Here is a 14,873-nt window from a genome sequence, read left to right on the forward strand (position 1 = left end):
GCGCCTTAACTGGCGCTTTTTTGTTTTAGAGATCATGAACTTCCAATTAGAAACTGACCACTTCATCTTACGCGATTTTTGTCCAAAGGATACAGAACACTACGTTAAGCAGTGCCAGGACCCAAAGTATCAACGCTTTTACAACCAGCAGGACTGCTCTGAGCATAAAAGCAAACAACTGGTCGAGTTGTTCATATCACAGGCTCAACAAACCCCTCGTCAACAGTATCACCTTGCCATTACTGACAAACTGACCGGCGATTACCTAGGCATTGCCGGATTGCGCTTGGAAGAAGAACAACAGGCGTCCATTGGATGCGGATTAGTACGCGGCAAGCAAGGTAAAGGCGCGAGCGAAGAAGCAATGACCGCCCTGCTCAAATTTGGCTTCGATAAGCTTGGGGTTCATCGCGCCTACGCGGAAACCTTATCAGAGAATCGAGCCGCGATCAGGTTATGTCGCCGACTCGGGATGCGTATAGAAGCAAAGCTGTTGGAGAACCGTTACTTTAAAGGACGTTGGTGGGACACTACCATACTGGCGATCCTTGCCAATGAGTTTAATAGCTTAACCAAACGCTAATGACGTAATACGTTCCATGCTTCACATAAAATTCTGAAATGCTCACTGTCACCACGTTCTCGGTCTGGGTGCCATTTCAATGCCAGTTTACGCCATGTTTTACGAATTTCAGTCTGGCTTGCATCATGGCTTAATTCAAACAGGCTTAACGCTTTAGCGCGATCCATATCTTTGCCATTAGTGCTGCCCACAGAGTGACGGTAACGAGTCCAGAATTCATTGAGCAAGCGCTTAACTTCCCCCTCTTCTGCTTCGTAGTTTTTCCAGTGGATGTAGTAGTCACGCAGTGGATCACTGGTATCGACTTCATGCCCCGCCACTTGGTGGGAAGGCATCAGAATGATGTTCATTGCTTCAACTTGTAACCACTTGTCAGGATACAAGGTCTCCTGAAGCTGGTACAAGGCATTCATAATCAGGAAGTTACGCTTGAAAAGATCTTTTTCGGGAGAAGGATCAAGTACAGGGATAAAACCAAGATCACCCAGATGGGATGCCAGCGTGTGAACTTTCCAGCCACTAGGTTTCTTTCTTAAAACCTCTAAAACCGGCCAGAGCAGTGGGTTTTCCATATACTGCTGAAACTGCGCAGTGAGTTCTTGTCTTTCGTACATAAGCCTCTCTCTTTTTATTCAATAAATGACATAATCCCCCATTTGTCGAGTATCGCTTGTTACATTTGTCGTCTGCGCCATAAAAAAAGAGCCAGCTAAGCTGACTCTTTTCATGACTATTTGCGTTAACTAGATTACACCTAGTTCTCTCAGACGCTCCATCAGGTAGCTGTCTGCAGTATGACGCTCAGACAGAACCACTTCTGGCTTAGGGTGCAAGAACAGTGGTAGCGAAATGCGAGACTGTTCCTGACGAGAACCATCCGGATTAATTACGCGGTGGGTCGTTGATGGGAAGTAACCACCCGATGCTTCTTGTAGCATGTCACCGATGTTGATGATCAGGTTACCGAAGTCACAAGGAACATCAATCCATGAACCATCTTTCGCTTTTACCTGAAGGCCTGGCTCGTTCGCAGCTGGAAGTACTGTCAGTAAGTTGATGTCTTCGTGAGCGGCAGCGCGAATCGCACCTGGTTCTTCATCGCCCGTCATTGGTGGGTAATGAAGTACACGTAGCAACGTCTTGTCACTACCGTTGATCATCTCTGATAGAGCGACTGAAAACTTTTCTTGGACTTCTTTAGGAGCGTGAGCTTCAACCCAGCTCAGAAGTTCTGCAGCAAACGCGTTTGCTCGCTGGTAGTAGTCCATGATCTGCTCTTTAAGCTCTTCTGGCATCTGACCCCATGGATAGACGTGGAAGTACTCTTTAATGTCTTTAACAGTGTGGCCTTTTGCTACTTCTGACACTGATGGCGGGAAGTAACCATCTTGAGTTTCTACATTGTAGGTAAACTCATTTTTGCGCTCAGACATAAAGAACTTGTACCAGTTCTCGTAAATTGACTCGACCAGCTCTTTTGGGATTGGGTGGTTTTTAAGTACACCAAAACCTGTTTCACGCAGTGAGGTAACAAACTGCTCTGCAGCGTTGTCAGCAAGATAATCGACGGTTTCCAGTTTCATGACTTTTACTTCTAATCGTTATTTTTTGGAGCAGAGATTCTAAGTGTGACATTTAGGTAAATCAAACTTTGATGAAATGAAAAAGAGAGTTTGACGATTAAATGTGCTGTTCAATGGGCTTTCAACATATTCCGTTATTTCAGAAACTATTCTATCGATAAAAATTCAATTGAACACTGTTTTATTGTGTGGCACTATTTTTAAAAAATTGCTCTCAAGGACGCTAGTATGCAACCTCCAATCGCGCCAATTCTCAAGTGGCTTAGTGCCGCCTATCTGATACTGCTTGTTTTCTCTGCTATTGCGCCTTCTTCCCGCGCGGTATGGATTGCAGAGATAATTCCCGTAGTGATGATCTTTATCGGCATTTGGGCGATCTCACTTCAATACCGTTTTTCTAACACCGCCTACCTGCTGATGTTTGTCTGGCTATCCCTGCACACCATTGGCGCAAAGTACACGTTCGCTGAAGTGCCATTCGATTGGTTTAATCAGTTGATCGATTCTTCTAGAAACAACTTTGATCGTGTCGCCCATTACTCCATCGGCTTGTATGCATACCCGATTGCCGAGTACTTAATAGCTAAAAAGAAAATGGCATTTGGTTACGCACTGGCATTTGCACTGTTTGCGATTATGGCACTGGCGGCGGGATACGAAATTATTGAATGGTGGTATGCAGCCCTCGCCGGTGGTGACGAAGGCATCGCATTTTTAGGATCACAAGGTGATATATGGGATGCGCAGAAAGATATGCTTATGGATACCCTTGGCGCTATGACCGCTTTAGGTTTATTGGTTTTTCAGCAACGGGTATTTGCTTCGATCCAAGCTAAATAAGGGTTGTACCCTTCAACAAATGGGATCTGGACGACCTGTGGAACCTCGTAACCGTGTTGTTCCACAATCGTCTGTTCTAATTCGGCGTAACACGCCTTTTTGGTCTTCATGATCAGCAATATTTCACTGTCTGAGCAGACTTCCCCTTTCCACACATAGTGACTATTTATCGGCATAGTCTGGATACAAGCTGCTAATCCCTTGCTTAGCACTGTATTGATGATCGACTGCGCATTCTCTTCGCTGTCTGTGGTAGTTAAAGTAATGCAAAACTGGCCACTCATGACTGGCTTCCTTATTTTTGTACTATGACTGGATAATCTTGTTCAACGAGCTCTTTTACAAAGCAGGAGCCGGAGCCGCTATAGGTCACCCATACGCGCTTCTTCGCTCGGGTCAAAGCAACATAGAACAGACGTCGCTCTTCTGCATATGGGAAGGTATCGTTCGACTGAGTCAAAGCACCATTTATATGTAACGCTTTTACTCGCGCAGGGAACTGTCCTTCATCAACACCGACGACAAACACAAAATCGGCTTCTTTACCTTTACTGGCATGACAGGTCATAAACTCTATCGACAATAATCCAAAGTTCTTCTGCCAGTCATTGAGAAGTTCTGGCTTGTGATAATGGTTACGTCCCAGCAGCAATACTGTCTGTGTTGACTTCGCTTTTCGATTCAGCTGATCAAGTACCTTCTCAATGTTGTTTGAAGGCAACATAGTTACCGCTTTTGACTTTTGTTGCTTGTGACTATTAAGCGTCTTCGGTAACTGCATTGGGTTCTGTTGAACAAATCGGTTCGCCACTTGCCCCAATTTGTCGTTGAAACGATAGGTGGTATCTAAGTGATGAATTGTTGAGTGCGGGAATCGCTCAGCAAATCCGGTAGTCAGGTCAACATCCGAGCCAGCAAACTGATAGATCGATTGCCAGTCGTCCCCTACTGCAAACAGTACACAGTTTGTTTGTGTCTCTTGTTGGCAGAGCGCTTCGATTAACGCCAAACGCTGCGGTGAAATATCCTGATACTCGTCAATCATGATAAAACGCCACGGTGATCGGAATTTACCCTTGGTGACATACTGAGTGGCACGAGAAATCATCAGATTGAAATCAATGTGTCCCTGCTCTTTCAATTGCTGGTTCCAGGCTTGCAAGCACGGCCATACAAGAGAAAGTTCGCTATTCAGACGCGTATACTCTGGATGCTCAACCAGTAATTGTTGGAGCTCTTTTTTGTTACACTCCATCGCAGCCAGTTGTGACAGCTGCTGCTCTAACCAGGCAATCAGTTTCGGGTTTTCTACGTGGCTACCTAGCTCATCGTCACCCGCTAAATAAGCAATTGGCCATTTAGATAAGTGTTTCTGCCAGCGTTTGAAGTTGGTTGGTGTCATCCAGTGTTTCTTGAGCCAATCAATGCACCAACTCTTACGCTGATTATCATCGGTCGCCAGTGGCGAAATAGTCACTGGTTCACTTTCTACATGATTAAGAATCTGTAGGCCAAGCTGATGGAAAGTATTAACCTTCACGCTTTCAGCGCTTAAACCCACTTTATCATTAAGTCGTTGCTTCATTTCATCAGCAGCATCACGGCCGAAAGCAAGCATTAGAATCTCTTCTGGACGAGCGATATGACTTTGCAGTAAATAAGCGACCCTTGCCGTCAGCACACTTGTTTTTCCAGAACCAGCGCCGGCCAGTACCAGATTGTTATTGTCGTTAAGCAATACGGCGCGCTTCTGACTAAGGTTTAGTGGTGAAGATTCAATTTGAGAAAACAGTACCTGCCAGTTTTCCAGCTCGTTTTCCATCCATTGTTCATTACGCTCGGTTAGTTGTTGATCCGACTGGCTGATCCAAGGCTCAATTTGTGCCATCCGCTTTGGCATCCTTAAGCGAGCATCTTCCAGCGTCATGTTCATCTGGCTGAAATCCTCAGCAACGGCCTGTTGCCACTGCTCCACGGAGGAGTGAGTAAGGAAAGATGGCTGACGATAGAATTGCTCAATTGTTTGCTCCCACTGAGGCAAGTGTTTGATTAACTGCTCGCACTGATTGTGGTGCCACTTTTGGTAACGAGCCACAGCCAAGCGGGCAAATTCACGACATTTGCTAAGAGGCAGACCCTGAACAAGCCAGGCACGGCGCTGACCATCATGTGTATAAGCGAAGAACAGTAGGCCACCCCATAACAAGCCGTTTTTAACTTGTACCTGGCCGCTCCAAACATTAAATGGAATATGCTCTTCACTCGTTTCAGAACTGAGAACCAACGCATCAGATGTGAGTTCTACCTGGTAGTATTCGCGTTGGATAAAAAACTTTGCAGTCTTGTTAGCGGTTAGCTGCATTTCTTATTAAGCCTATAATTTCCCTTGCAAGCATCATAACTGAATTGATTTCTGTTTTGACAGATTTACGCTAAAAATAGTGAGTAAAGCCGCTGGTTTTGAACCCAAATAGTCGCTTTGGTTAGATTAGTTACATTAGTCAAGGTCAATAATGGGCAAAAGATAGTCAAAGTAACTAGTATCTTTATTTGGATCAGCTCGTTACCATATAAATCTTGTTAACGTGAAACCACTTTTTTGACCAACAGACATCCGCTAGTGAATTTATTTAGTCAGCTACGCCATTATTGGGCAAATAAAACTATTAACTACAGCCTACTCATTCTTGTCACTCTTCTTGGGGTGGTGGTTCCCGCTTGGTATTTTCAGCTCAATGCTTACATTATTCCGTTGATACTTGGTGTGATTGCCGCCGCGTTGGCTGAAAGCGACGATAGCTTCACTGGTCGCCTTAAGTCTCAGTTTCTGACCCTGATCTGTTTTGCCATCGCGGCATTTTCAATTGAGTTGCTGTTTAACACTCCCTGGTTATTTGCCATTGGTCTGTTTAGCTCAACCTTCGGCTTTATTATGCTCGGGGCGATTGGCCCGCGCTACGCAAGCATTGCCTTCGGTTCGCTACTTATTGCGATCTATGCCATGCTTGGCGCTCATCAAAGTCCCAACATTTGGTTCCAGCCATTAATGTTGCTCTCTGGTGCCGCATGGTACTACCTAATGTCGATGATTTGGCATGCACTGTGGCCAATGCAGCCTGTTCAGCAGAGTCTGGCTCATGTATTTCTTCAACTGGCTAACTATCTCGATTCAAAGAGTCAGTTGTTCCATCCGGTTTCCAACCTCACTCCACAGCCTTATCGATTAGAAGAGGCGCGACTTAACGCGGCAACCGTTAGTGCGCTTAACTCCTGCAAAGCAACGTTTTTGAGCCGCTCTAAGCGCGGACATGTTGACGGGGCCAGTGACCGCTTCCTCAATATCTACTTTCTCGCTCAGGACATCCATGAGCGAATCAGTTCGACTCACTATCGATATCAGGAGCTTGCTGAGCATTTTGAACGTTCAGATGTTCTATTTCGCTTCAAACATTTAATGGAGAGTCAGGCACACTCTTGTCGTGAAATTGCCAATGCGATTCGTCTGGGCAAAGAGTATCAGCATGACAATCAGTCGGTCGTAGCGCTTGATGAACTGCAAAATTCCCTCAGCTATTTGCAGTCACATCAAAACCCTCAGTGGCGCTCTTTACTTTCGCAACTCGGGTACTTGTTCAATAACCTCGCTACGGTCGAAAAGCAGCTTAGTAATGTCAATAATCCAGATGCCAACAAGCTAGAAGAAGATGTGCTCGATGATACAGAAGCTCACACCCTCACAGCGATGTGGCAACGAATCAGAGCCAATTTTAGTAAGGACTCAATGCTATTCCGCCACGCGGTAAGAATGTCGATTTCATTGACGATTGGCTATGGCATCATTCAACTTTTCGATATCGAACGTGGTTACTGGATCCTGCTAACTACGCTATTTGTTTGCCAGCCAAACTATAGTGCAACACGTCAGAAGCTGGTTGCTCGTGTATTGGGTACTTTCGCCGGTCTGTTGATTGGTGTGCCACTACTGACGTTTTTCCCTTCTCAAGAGAGTCAGTTAGTATTTGTGGTTATTTCCGGCGTCGCGTTTTTTGCTTTCCGTCTCGCCAACTACGGCTACGCTACAGGCTTTATCACCGTACTTGTATTGTTCTGTTTTAACCAGTTAGGTGAAGGCTATGCAGTTGTGCTGCCACGTCTTGCCGATACTTTAGTTGGCTGTGCGCTAGCCGTTGCTGCAGTCGCGTTAATTCTTCCTGACTGGCAATCGAAGCGTTTACACAAGGTGATGGCGGATGCTATCAACGCCAACAAAACCTATCTGGCACAGATTATCGGCCAGTACCGTATCGGTAAGAAAGACAGCTTAAGCTATCGAATTTCTCGTCGTGACGCTCACAACCAAGACGCAACTCTGACGACTGCGATCAGCTCTATGCTTGCTGAGCCGGGACGCTACCTGTCAGCGGTTGACGAGAGTTATCGTTTCTTAACCCTTAACCATGCCCTGCTGAGTTATATTTCAGCTCTGGGCGCTCACCGTACTCAGATTGCTGACGACGCGACGCACAAGCTAATCCTTGACGCACACAGGGTGATTCATCAGCATCTGGAAGTGTTGTTTACTCAGCTTAATCAGCACTGTGATAACTGTGATACCAGCGAAATTGATGATCCAGCGCTGGAACAAAGGCTGTCTGAATGGCGTGAAGAGGACGACAGCTCAGTAAGAATGGTTCTACAGCAACTGCACTTGATCTATCGCATGCTACCAGAGCTACATTCGCTTGCCAGTAAGTTTGCCGTTCGCGTCGCCCACCCTTCTCAGGACGCGTAACTTTTCCATAGTGGAGAGCGCCTGCTCTTCACTATTTATTAACACTGCCTGACATTACTCGGACAAAATTCCGTCACCGTCAAATAAAATGACATACAGTTCCTTTTTGAAGGAGTGAAAGATGAAAGGAGACATCTCTTACCAGTACGGATTAGAGCCATATTTGATTGTCAGGTACAACTATATGACCCCACAACAATTTGAGATTATGAAAGCCCAGTTAAAGTCGTTGACTCCACAACAACTGCGCACGCTACGTGGTGAAATCAACAGCGAACTGGATTCAAATGATGAAACTGTAGTCACTGATGAAGAGTTATCTCTGATTTCGAGTCTATTTTCATAGCACAACTTGCCGATATTTCAATCACCACTTAAGCTTTAATTAAGCGGAGGTGTTTATGCCAGTATCTTCTGTACAGTCAGGTTATCAAATCATTGATATGTCATCGAAGATGGCCGAAGACGCTGCGCTTGAAATCCAACAGAACCAACAGTTGCAATCCATTTCTAAAGACGACAGCTACGAGTTCAATAAAGTTGAGTTCAAAGCACCCGCCCCATCAGATATTGAACCCTTGACTCGTTTGACCAGCGCTGAACAATATAGTCGTATTGGCACTAATGTGTTGCAGCGAGATCAGGAAATGATTGGAACCTTACTTGATATTCACGTCTGACTTTGTGCGGCAAATTGTAGCAATACATTAAGCAAACATTGAGTTCCCGAGGCTATCGGGTAGAATGCAGGCAAATTTATCGTTTTATTTTGTAATGCCCAAACTGAATCTTTCTCGACTTAATCAACACCACTTTCTCCAACCAGATCAACACAGCCATACATTAGAACAAAAACTCAGTCCCCGTTTTGAGCGTCCACAGGTTAGATTGACGCCAAGCCCTTATATCACTGAAAAAACTCTGGCAAAACGTTGGAACAAACTCGATAGCCTAACGGATAAAACTGTACTGCTCGACGAACAGACCCAAGCTCATGCCGAGCTATATAACAAAAACATCGAACACTTCATTGGTACCGTGAAAGTGCCTGTCGGAGTCGCAGGGCCTCTGAGAGTTAACGGCTTATATGCCAATGATGACTTTCTGATCCCTCTTGCGACAACAGAGGCAGCTCTTGTTGCTTCGTATAACAGAGGAGCACAGTTAATTACTGCGGCTGGTGGCGCTAGTGCCATGCTGATCAACGAAGGCGTAACCCGTACACCCGTTTTCAGCTTCGATTCTCTTGCCAACGCAGGTCAGTTTGTCGCTTGGGTTGTCACTCAATATGATCACTTTAAGCGTATTGCCGAGTCGACGACATCTCACGGAAAGCTGCATGACATCAATGTAAATATTGAAGCTAGTCAGGTTTACTTGGTGTTCGAGTACCATACTGGCGACGCGTCGGGTCAGAATATGGTTACCATCGCGACCAATGAGGTCTATCACTATATTCTTGAGCACTCTCCTATCACACCGACAGAAGCCTTTCTCGACGGCAATCTATCTGGAGACAAGAAACCAAACGCCAATACGCTACGTCATGTGCGTGGTAAGAAAGTCACCGCGGAAGTCCATCTGAGTAAAGAGCTGGTTGAGAAGTACCTCCATACCTCCCCAGAGAAAATGGTTCGCTTTGGTCAAGTGACCACAACTGGCGCAGCACTTAGCGGCGGAATAGGCGTCAATGCTCATTACGCCAATGCACTCGCTGCGCTTTATATCGCTTGTGGTCAGGATGCAGCCTGTGTTGCCGAGTCAGCGGTGGGGATAACTCGAATGGTGCTCAACGAGCAAGGTGGTCTACACGCAAGTGTGACGCTACCAAACTTAATGGTTGGAACTGTCGGTGGCGGTACTGGTCTGCCGACCCAGAAGGCTTGCTTAGATATTATGGGACTCCACGGCAGTGGTAATGCCAAATCTCTTGCTGAAGTGGCTGCCTGCCTGTGTCTGGCGGGAGAGCTCTCTATCGTTGGGGCCTTCTGCGCAGATCACTTCTCCCGAGCTCATCAAAAACTTGCACGCTAACAATAAGGGCAGCCATTAGGCTGCCCTTGCTCATTTCACTAAAGAGTAATAGTTCTGCTTAAAGTGGATAAAGGCTTTGTTAAGCGCAATCTCTTTAATCGGTTTGACTATCACGTAATTCGCACCTGCAGAAAGGAACGCATGCTTAGTTTCTTGCATACCATCGGCAGTACAAGCATAGATAGGGACCGATAAGCCTAAATCATTACGGATTATCTCTGTCGCTTCAATACCACCTAAATTCGGCAATTGGTTATCCATCAGTATTAACGCCACACTTTGATCAGCACGTAAGAAGTCGATAGCATTGATACCATCTTTGACCCAGGTTACCGTCATACCGTACTTCTCACAAAATGCTTTAGCGATAAATGCATTGGTATGGTTGTCTTCAACCAGCAAGACATGCAGCGATTCAGGGAACATGGTAGACGGTTCTTCAGGCAGCGCCTTTTTCTCAACCTGAATCGCATCAGTATTACCCACTTCTAGCGGAATTCTGACTGAGAATCTGGTGCCGACATCCACCTCACTTTCAAGCTTAATCTCTCCACCCATGATGGTGACGAGACTTTGAACAATGGCTAACCCCAATCCACTGCCGCCATACTCGCGTGTGGTATTTGCTTCTGCCTGTACAAAAGGTTCAAAAATATGGCTAAGACGATGTTGTTCGATACCAATCCCGGTATCAACCACGTCAAGATTGAGTAAACAACCGGATTCTTGGTGCTGACACCCTAAGGTAACAGTAACGCTTCCATGATGGGTAAACTTAACTGCGTTACTGACCAGGTTAAAGATGATCTGGTTGAGGCGCACTTGGTCGCTATTAGCCCACTTGTCATGGGGAATTTTATTGACCACTTCAAAGGCAACATTCTTATCATCTAGTAGTGGCTTAAAGATTCTCTCGACGGTATTGGTAAGTTCAACCAAACGGAATGGCTCACTCTCAATATGAAATTGCCCTTGCTCGATTTTCGAAAAGTCGAGAATATCGTTTAATACTGCTAACAGGTGTTCGCCACTATTACACAGCACTTCAACATGCTCGATGTCGCGTTGGTCGACCATTTTATCTTTAAGCAGCTGAGAGACGCCCAGAATACCATTGAGTGGCGTACGTAACTCATGGCTCATTTTCGCCAGGAAGTCTGCTCTCATACGTGCGGACTCTTCTGCTTCTTCTCGAGCGGCCTGACTCTGCTTCTCTGCCTCGATAAAACTGGTTATGTCCTGCCCCTGCGCCATGATCTGGGCAACACTATTGTCCGTGACGATCGGAGAGAGGTTCCACCGGTAGGTTTTATTAACAATCGTAGTATTAATGCCTGTTAAGGTCGCCCCCTGCGCGCACATGAGGATATGTGGTTTTAAACTCTCAATCAGTAGTTCCCTGCTAGCGGAAGTTCTAAAGCTTCGTTCAGCAGAGGGGTTGAACCTTGATAGATCCCCTGCGGTATTCCACAAGGTAACGGGCGAAAGTGAAAAGTTAAATAGATCAGTGAATTGCTTCTCTTGCTCGTTAAGTCTTTTGAACGAACGTTGAAATGATTTACCTATCTGATGAAACTCTTGAATTGATGAGCCATGAAACTCAAGCAACTTCTGTTCTTGAATAGATGCATCGGTATAGGTCATCAAACTACGCAATTCTTTTGATACCCTTTTACCGAGCCAGTAACGGGTGTATAGCGCAATACAGGTAATCAGAGCGGCGGTGATAGCGATCCAAACGTAGTGACTGGTGACAAAGCGAACGATGTGCTCGTTGTCCTGTACGGTGTAAACCGATAGAAAAGTCGGCACATTGTTAATTGTCACATCAGTTCGAGAGACAGTGAAACCACTCGCATCTAGCTCATTGGATGACTGTTCGAGCCATTGCATTTGCTGCGCGTCATCGTTCTTATCGCTTGAAGCTATAACTTCGGAGCCAACCGCCAACAGTATTTCATCTGCATTGCCTCCTTGTGCGAGCGCATTGACGATTGAAAAGTTGTTGTTTAAGACAATACCGACATACAAATAACCGACAACTTCACCCGACTCCAAATCAACAACCGATGAACGTCGTATCATCAGATAGCGAGTCCCCATCACTGAAGGAGTCTGAGAAATATGCCAATCGAAGCCAGTCATTATGTCTTGGGTTAAATGCATCAACTGAACTGGGGATATGCCATAGAATTCAAAATTCGCATCATCCCAGAGCAGCTCATCGCCACTGATAATGTAACGAAAATCCGGCGTGATATCCGGAGACAGCTGATCCATACTGTTAAAAAACAGGTCAAGCTTTTTCCCGTCTTCCTTCAGCAACCCTTCGAGTAAGCTTGGGTTCCTACTATAGCTGTCCTGTTGAATTTCGATTGACTTGATTTGGAAGTTAAAGATTTCCTGAACCAAGCTCTGAGTCTGCTGCTTGGTTCGGGCCACTTCCTGTGACACAACTTCACGGTTTACCTGATAATTTTGCAATACCATAACCACAATGAACCCACCAATCACCAGAAAGAGAGAATTGGTTAATAGTGTTGCTAAGCGGCTTTTACCGTGTTGCCGTATAAGATTTCGCATTATTGATCAGAATACCTAAATGCTCGCTGCTTAAGTTTTTCAATTTTGCTCGGACTGTCTTCGCTGGTCACCAGTTCGAAATCACCCGAGTATGCATGAGGGACGCTACGCCCTTCCATATCCCACTTTATGGCCTCTGCCATTGCGATACCGGTGTCGTCATTCATACGCATTGCCGTTACCTGCAAGCTACCGTTAGCGATCGCTTCTAACTCTGCAGTTCCACCTCCCCAACCGTTAAGCATAATGTCACTTCGGTTAAGTTCTTTCAGCGCATCAGCCGCTCCCAAAGCAACATCAGTAGAACAGGCGTAAATAAACTCTATCTCACTGTCTTTCTCTAATGCTGATTTAGCCGCTAAATACCCAGACTCGCGTGTCGCTTTAGTATAGAAAGAAGAAGAGAGTTCATAGTTATCATGATGGCTCATTTCTTCGATAAATGTATCTCCACGAGCATCACTGACATAGCCTTCTGAAAAATAAAGAACCGAGTAGCGACTCTCTTTTGGCACAACCGATTTGTAGTACTGCTCGATAACACGTGTCCCTTGAATATGGTCAAAACCCACGTACATGAATGGCTGCTGCTGATCCCAGGCTCTCACTGGAGTCGTGATGTTCTGCAAAATCAGCTTGGTATCGGTCGAACTCAGTACATGTTCAATGAATTTTCTATGGCGTGTGGTATCTAGTGTAAAGATTAGGTAGTCAGACTTGTTTTGAATCGCCTCAAGCAGAGATAGACTTTGCTGCCTGACATCAACATTAGGGCGTGTAAACACCTGATTGATGCTGTAGCTGATACCTAACTTTTCTAAGCGCATTTCGAACGCCTTGATGTTACGTATCCAATAATCGGAAATTTGCTGGCCTGGATAAACGACAGAAATGGATATCGGCTTTCGTTGTTGAGTTGCCAGTGGTGTCGGGTAGCCGCGCACTTCTTCACTTAAGGCTTCAGTCAGCTTTTTTTGTTGCGGGTGAGCATCGAGGTACTCGTCATATTGCCAATAACCATTTAACACTTGAGTCGTGTGAGCCATTGAAGTTGCTGAATACAAAGCGAATAAAGATAGAAGTCTATACTTACACATGGCGTTCTCTCTTTTTGACTAGCTAACTGAGCATAATAATTTGAATGGTTATCTATCAATTATAATTCAATATTATTAATAGAGCCGAGTTCAATTATTAACCATCAAGCTATTAATTTAACTCGGCTTTTTATTATGCCGTATAGCGTCTAGAACGTAAAAGACAAATTACCGGACAGGCCAAATTGATTGTCGCCAGCGTAGCTGCCTGCGAAGTCGATACTGACAAGATCACCCGGACTAATACCAATACCTGCGGTAAAGGAGTTATCTAGCGTGTCTTCTATATCCATCTGATAACCTGCTCGAAGTTGCGCCCAACCAAATGCATTACCTTCGACGCCAACACGCAAGAACTGGGTATCGTCGTTCAGGTCAGTGAAACGTTTTTGTTTAGTAAGATCCCAGTCTACCGTCGCAACTAAATAGTCCATTGTGTAAGAGCCAGAGACGGTCACTTGCGTGTTGAGCTTATAAGTACTCACACCACCAATATCTAAGGTGTTGATCTCTTTTGAGAACAGATCTTTTATCGCTACTCCCACTCGGTATTGTTCGTAGAACCATACACCACCCAGGTCTAAGTTGAAGTAGTTCTCGTTAGTTTCACTCTGGTCGTAATCACTAACATCAAAATCTTCCACCGAAAGACTCTGTTTGTAAGTACGTAGCTGTTGGTATTTTGGCGTTATACCTAGTGAAACGTCTTGACCCTGAATAGTCATTCTCTTCGCCAGCGCCACCCCAAACTCCGTGTAGCCAAAGGCAATCATATCAACATTAGAGTTGTTATAACGAGTTTCCACCGCAGCAGGTGTATCACCACCATTCGCCGCAATCTCAGGCGTTGCGACAATTTCAGCGTAACCTCGAGTGTAAATATTTGCGGAAAGTGTATTAATTGGCAGAGCCACTGCGATACCAACGCCCGCACTTACTGCCAGTGGCTTATCATCCGAAAGTTGAGTGAGGTAACTGTTTAATTGAGCAGCCGTGGTTGCATCAACACTACCGGAAGCCTCAAACGCTTTAATCGTGTCCTGTAAGCTATCTACCGTATCGAGTGTTTCATCGGTATCCCTTACGGTCGCCCCAATGGCAGGGATCAGAATGCCAAAATCGTCACTGTCACGATAGACCGCTGCTAAAGCCGGATTATAGAAAGGAGCCAGAACATAGTCTGCACTGGTAACGCCTGTGTTACCCATACCGTTGCCTCGACCGTCAGGAGAGACAGTTGCGGCATGTGCAACTGAAGTTAGAATGAGTGAGCCCGCTGCTAATGATAATTTACTTAATTGATTCATATCCATATCAACCTTTTTTATTAGTCATAATCAAGATTAATACATGTAGGAATT

The 14,873-nt window shown here is 45.3% G+C and carries 13 protein-coding genes; 6 read left to right on the plus strand and 7 right to left on the minus strand.

Annotation, left to right across the window (positions count from 1 at the left end; all coding sequences use genetic code 11):
* The first annotated feature begins 34 nt into the window (after positions 1 to 34).
* Positions 35 to 583 (plus strand): GNAT family N-acetyltransferase, encoded by a 549-nt coding sequence (locus RH46_RS03810; protein WP_006878084.1) that lies wholly within the window; start codon positions 35 to 37, stop codon positions 581 to 583.
* Here RH46_RS03810 and RH46_RS03815 read toward each other — a convergent pair.
* Complete coding sequence (locus RH46_RS03815) at positions 580 to 1,197, minus strand: DNA-J related domain-containing protein (RefSeq protein WP_006878085.1); 618 nt, start codon at positions 1,195 to 1,197, stop codon at positions 580 to 582. The two genes, RH46_RS03810 and RH46_RS03815, sit on opposite strands and share 4 nt — an antisense overlap.
* Positions 1,198 to 1,326: 129 nt before the next feature.
* The gene (locus RH46_RS03820) at positions 1,327 to 2,166 is read right to left on the minus strand and encodes an isopenicillin N synthase family dioxygenase (protein WP_006878086.1); all 840 of its coding nucleotides are present in this window, start codon (positions 2,164 to 2,166) and stop codon (positions 1,327 to 1,329) included.
* 228 nt (positions 2,167 to 2,394) lie between these two features.
* On the opposite strand from RH46_RS03820, the gene RH46_RS03825 reads away from it, so the two are divergent.
* Positions 2,395 to 3,006, plus strand: coding sequence for a DUF2238 domain-containing protein (locus RH46_RS03825; protein ID WP_006878087.1), 612 nt, complete (start codon positions 2,395 to 2,397; stop codon positions 3,004 to 3,006).
* Here RH46_RS03825 and cutA read toward each other — a convergent pair.
* Both cutA and helD read right to left on the minus strand, forming a co-directional pair.
* Positions 2,970 to 3,290 carry a divalent-cation tolerance protein CutA gene (gene cutA / locus RH46_RS03830; protein ID WP_006878088.1) on the minus strand — a complete coding sequence of 107 codons (321 nt, stop codon included), beginning with the start codon at positions 3,288 to 3,290 and terminating at the stop codon, positions 2,970 to 2,972. The genes RH46_RS03825 and cutA overlap by 37 nt on opposite strands.
* 11 nt (positions 3,291 to 3,301) lie before the next feature.
* Entirely contained in the window at positions 3,302 to 5,368 is a 2,067-nt protein-coding gene (gene helD, locus RH46_RS03835) for a DNA helicase IV (RefSeq protein ID WP_006878089.1), read from the minus strand.
* A 258-nt stretch (positions 5,369 to 5,626) separates the two neighbouring features.
* On the opposite strand from helD, the gene yccS reads away from it, so the two are divergent.
* From yccS to RH46_RS03855, 4 genes are all read left to right on the plus strand, one after another.
* Entirely contained in the window at positions 5,627 to 7,798 is a 2,172-nt protein-coding gene (yccS, locus tag RH46_RS03840; protein WP_006878090.1) for a YccS family putative transporter, read from the plus strand.
* A 121-nt stretch (positions 7,799 to 7,919) separates the two neighbouring features.
* Positions 7,920 to 8,144 (plus strand): hypothetical protein, encoded by a 225-nt coding sequence (locus RH46_RS03845; RefSeq protein ID WP_006878091.1) that lies wholly within the window; start codon positions 7,920 to 7,922, stop codon positions 8,142 to 8,144.
* Between the two features lie 55 nt (positions 8,145 to 8,199).
* Positions 8,200 to 8,478 (plus strand): hypothetical protein, encoded by a 279-nt coding sequence (locus RH46_RS03850; RefSeq protein ID WP_006878092.1) that lies wholly within the window; start codon positions 8,200 to 8,202, stop codon positions 8,476 to 8,478.
* 94 nt (positions 8,479 to 8,572) lie between these two features.
* Positions 8,573 to 9,832 carry a hydroxymethylglutaryl-CoA reductase gene (locus tag RH46_RS03855; RefSeq protein ID WP_006878093.1) on the plus strand — a complete coding sequence of 420 codons (1,260 nt, stop codon included), beginning with the start codon at positions 8,573 to 8,575 and terminating at the stop codon, positions 9,830 to 9,832.
* A 30-nt stretch (positions 9,833 to 9,862) separates the two neighbouring features.
* Here the strand turns inward: RH46_RS03855 and luxQ are convergent, their stop codons facing one another.
* The 3 genes from luxQ to RH46_RS03870 all read right to left on the minus strand — a co-directional run bounded on the left by luxQ (position 9,863) and on the right by RH46_RS03870 (position 14,819).
* Positions 9,863 to 12,415: a quorum-sensing autoinducer 2 sensor kinase/phosphatase LuxQ gene (gene luxQ, locus RH46_RS03860; protein ID WP_006878094.1), complete on the minus strand. Its 2,553-nt coding sequence runs from the start codon at positions 12,413 to 12,415 to the stop codon at positions 9,863 to 9,865.
* A complete protein-coding gene (locus RH46_RS03865) occupies positions 12,415 to 13,512 on the minus strand; it encodes an autoinducer 2-binding periplasmic protein LuxP (protein WP_006878095.1) in 1,098 nt (365 codons plus the stop codon). The genes luxQ and RH46_RS03865 overlap by 1 nt, the downstream gene beginning before the upstream one ends.
* Positions 13,513 to 13,661: 149 nt before the next feature.
* Positions 13,662 to 14,819 carry a conjugal transfer protein TraF gene (locus RH46_RS03870; protein WP_006878096.1) on the minus strand — a complete coding sequence of 386 codons (1,158 nt, stop codon included), beginning with the start codon at positions 14,817 to 14,819 and terminating at the stop codon, positions 13,662 to 13,664.
* Positions 14,820 to 14,873 lie beyond the last annotated feature (54 nt).

The sequence above is a fragment of the Vibrio brasiliensis LMG 20546 genome, from assembly GCF_000189255.1.
GTDB classification, from domain to species: Bacteria; Pseudomonadota; Gammaproteobacteria; order Enterobacterales; family Vibrionaceae; genus Vibrio; species Vibrio brasiliensis.

What these genes read in the sequence shown, in the direction of transcription:
- cutA (WP_006878088.1), bottom strand. Translation starts at nt 3,290, where the DNA reads ATGAGTGGCCAGTTTTGCATTACTTTAACTACCACAGACAGCGAAGAG.
- RH46_RS03850 (WP_006878092.1), top strand. Translation starts at nt 8,200, where the DNA reads ATGCCAGTATCTTCTGTACAGTCAGGTTATCAAATCATTGATATGTCA.
- RH46_RS03815 (WP_006878085.1), bottom strand. Translation starts at nt 1,197, where the DNA reads ATGTACGAAAGACAAGAACTCACTGCGCAGTTTCAGCAGTATATGGAA.
- RH46_RS03810 (WP_006878084.1), top strand. Translation starts at nt 35, where the DNA reads ATGAACTTCCAATTAGAAACTGACCACTTCATCTTACGCGATTTTTGT.
- helD (WP_006878089.1), bottom strand. Translation starts at nt 5,368, where the DNA reads ATGCAGCTAACCGCTAACAAGACTGCAAAGTTTTTTATCCAACGCGAA.
- luxQ (WP_006878094.1), bottom strand. Translation starts at nt 12,415, where the DNA reads ATGCGAAATCTTATACGGCAACACGGTAAAAGCCGCTTAGCAACACTA.
- RH46_RS03825 (WP_006878087.1), top strand. Translation starts at nt 2,395, where the DNA reads ATGCAACCTCCAATCGCGCCAATTCTCAAGTGGCTTAGTGCCGCCTAT.
- RH46_RS03865 (WP_006878095.1), bottom strand. Translation starts at nt 13,512, where the DNA reads ATGTGTAAGTATAGACTTCTATCTTTATTCGCTTTGTATTCAGCAACT.
- RH46_RS03870 (WP_006878096.1), bottom strand. Translation starts at nt 14,819, where the DNA reads ATGAATCAATTAAGTAAATTATCATTAGCAGCGGGCTCACTCATTCTA.
- RH46_RS03820 (WP_006878086.1), bottom strand. Translation starts at nt 2,166, where the DNA reads ATGAAACTGGAAACCGTCGATTATCTTGCTGACAACGCTGCAGAGCAG.
- RH46_RS03845 (WP_006878091.1), top strand. Translation starts at nt 7,920, where the DNA reads ATGAAAGGAGACATCTCTTACCAGTACGGATTAGAGCCATATTTGATT.
- RH46_RS03855 (WP_006878093.1), top strand. Translation starts at nt 8,573, where the DNA reads ATGCCCAAACTGAATCTTTCTCGACTTAATCAACACCACTTTCTCCAA.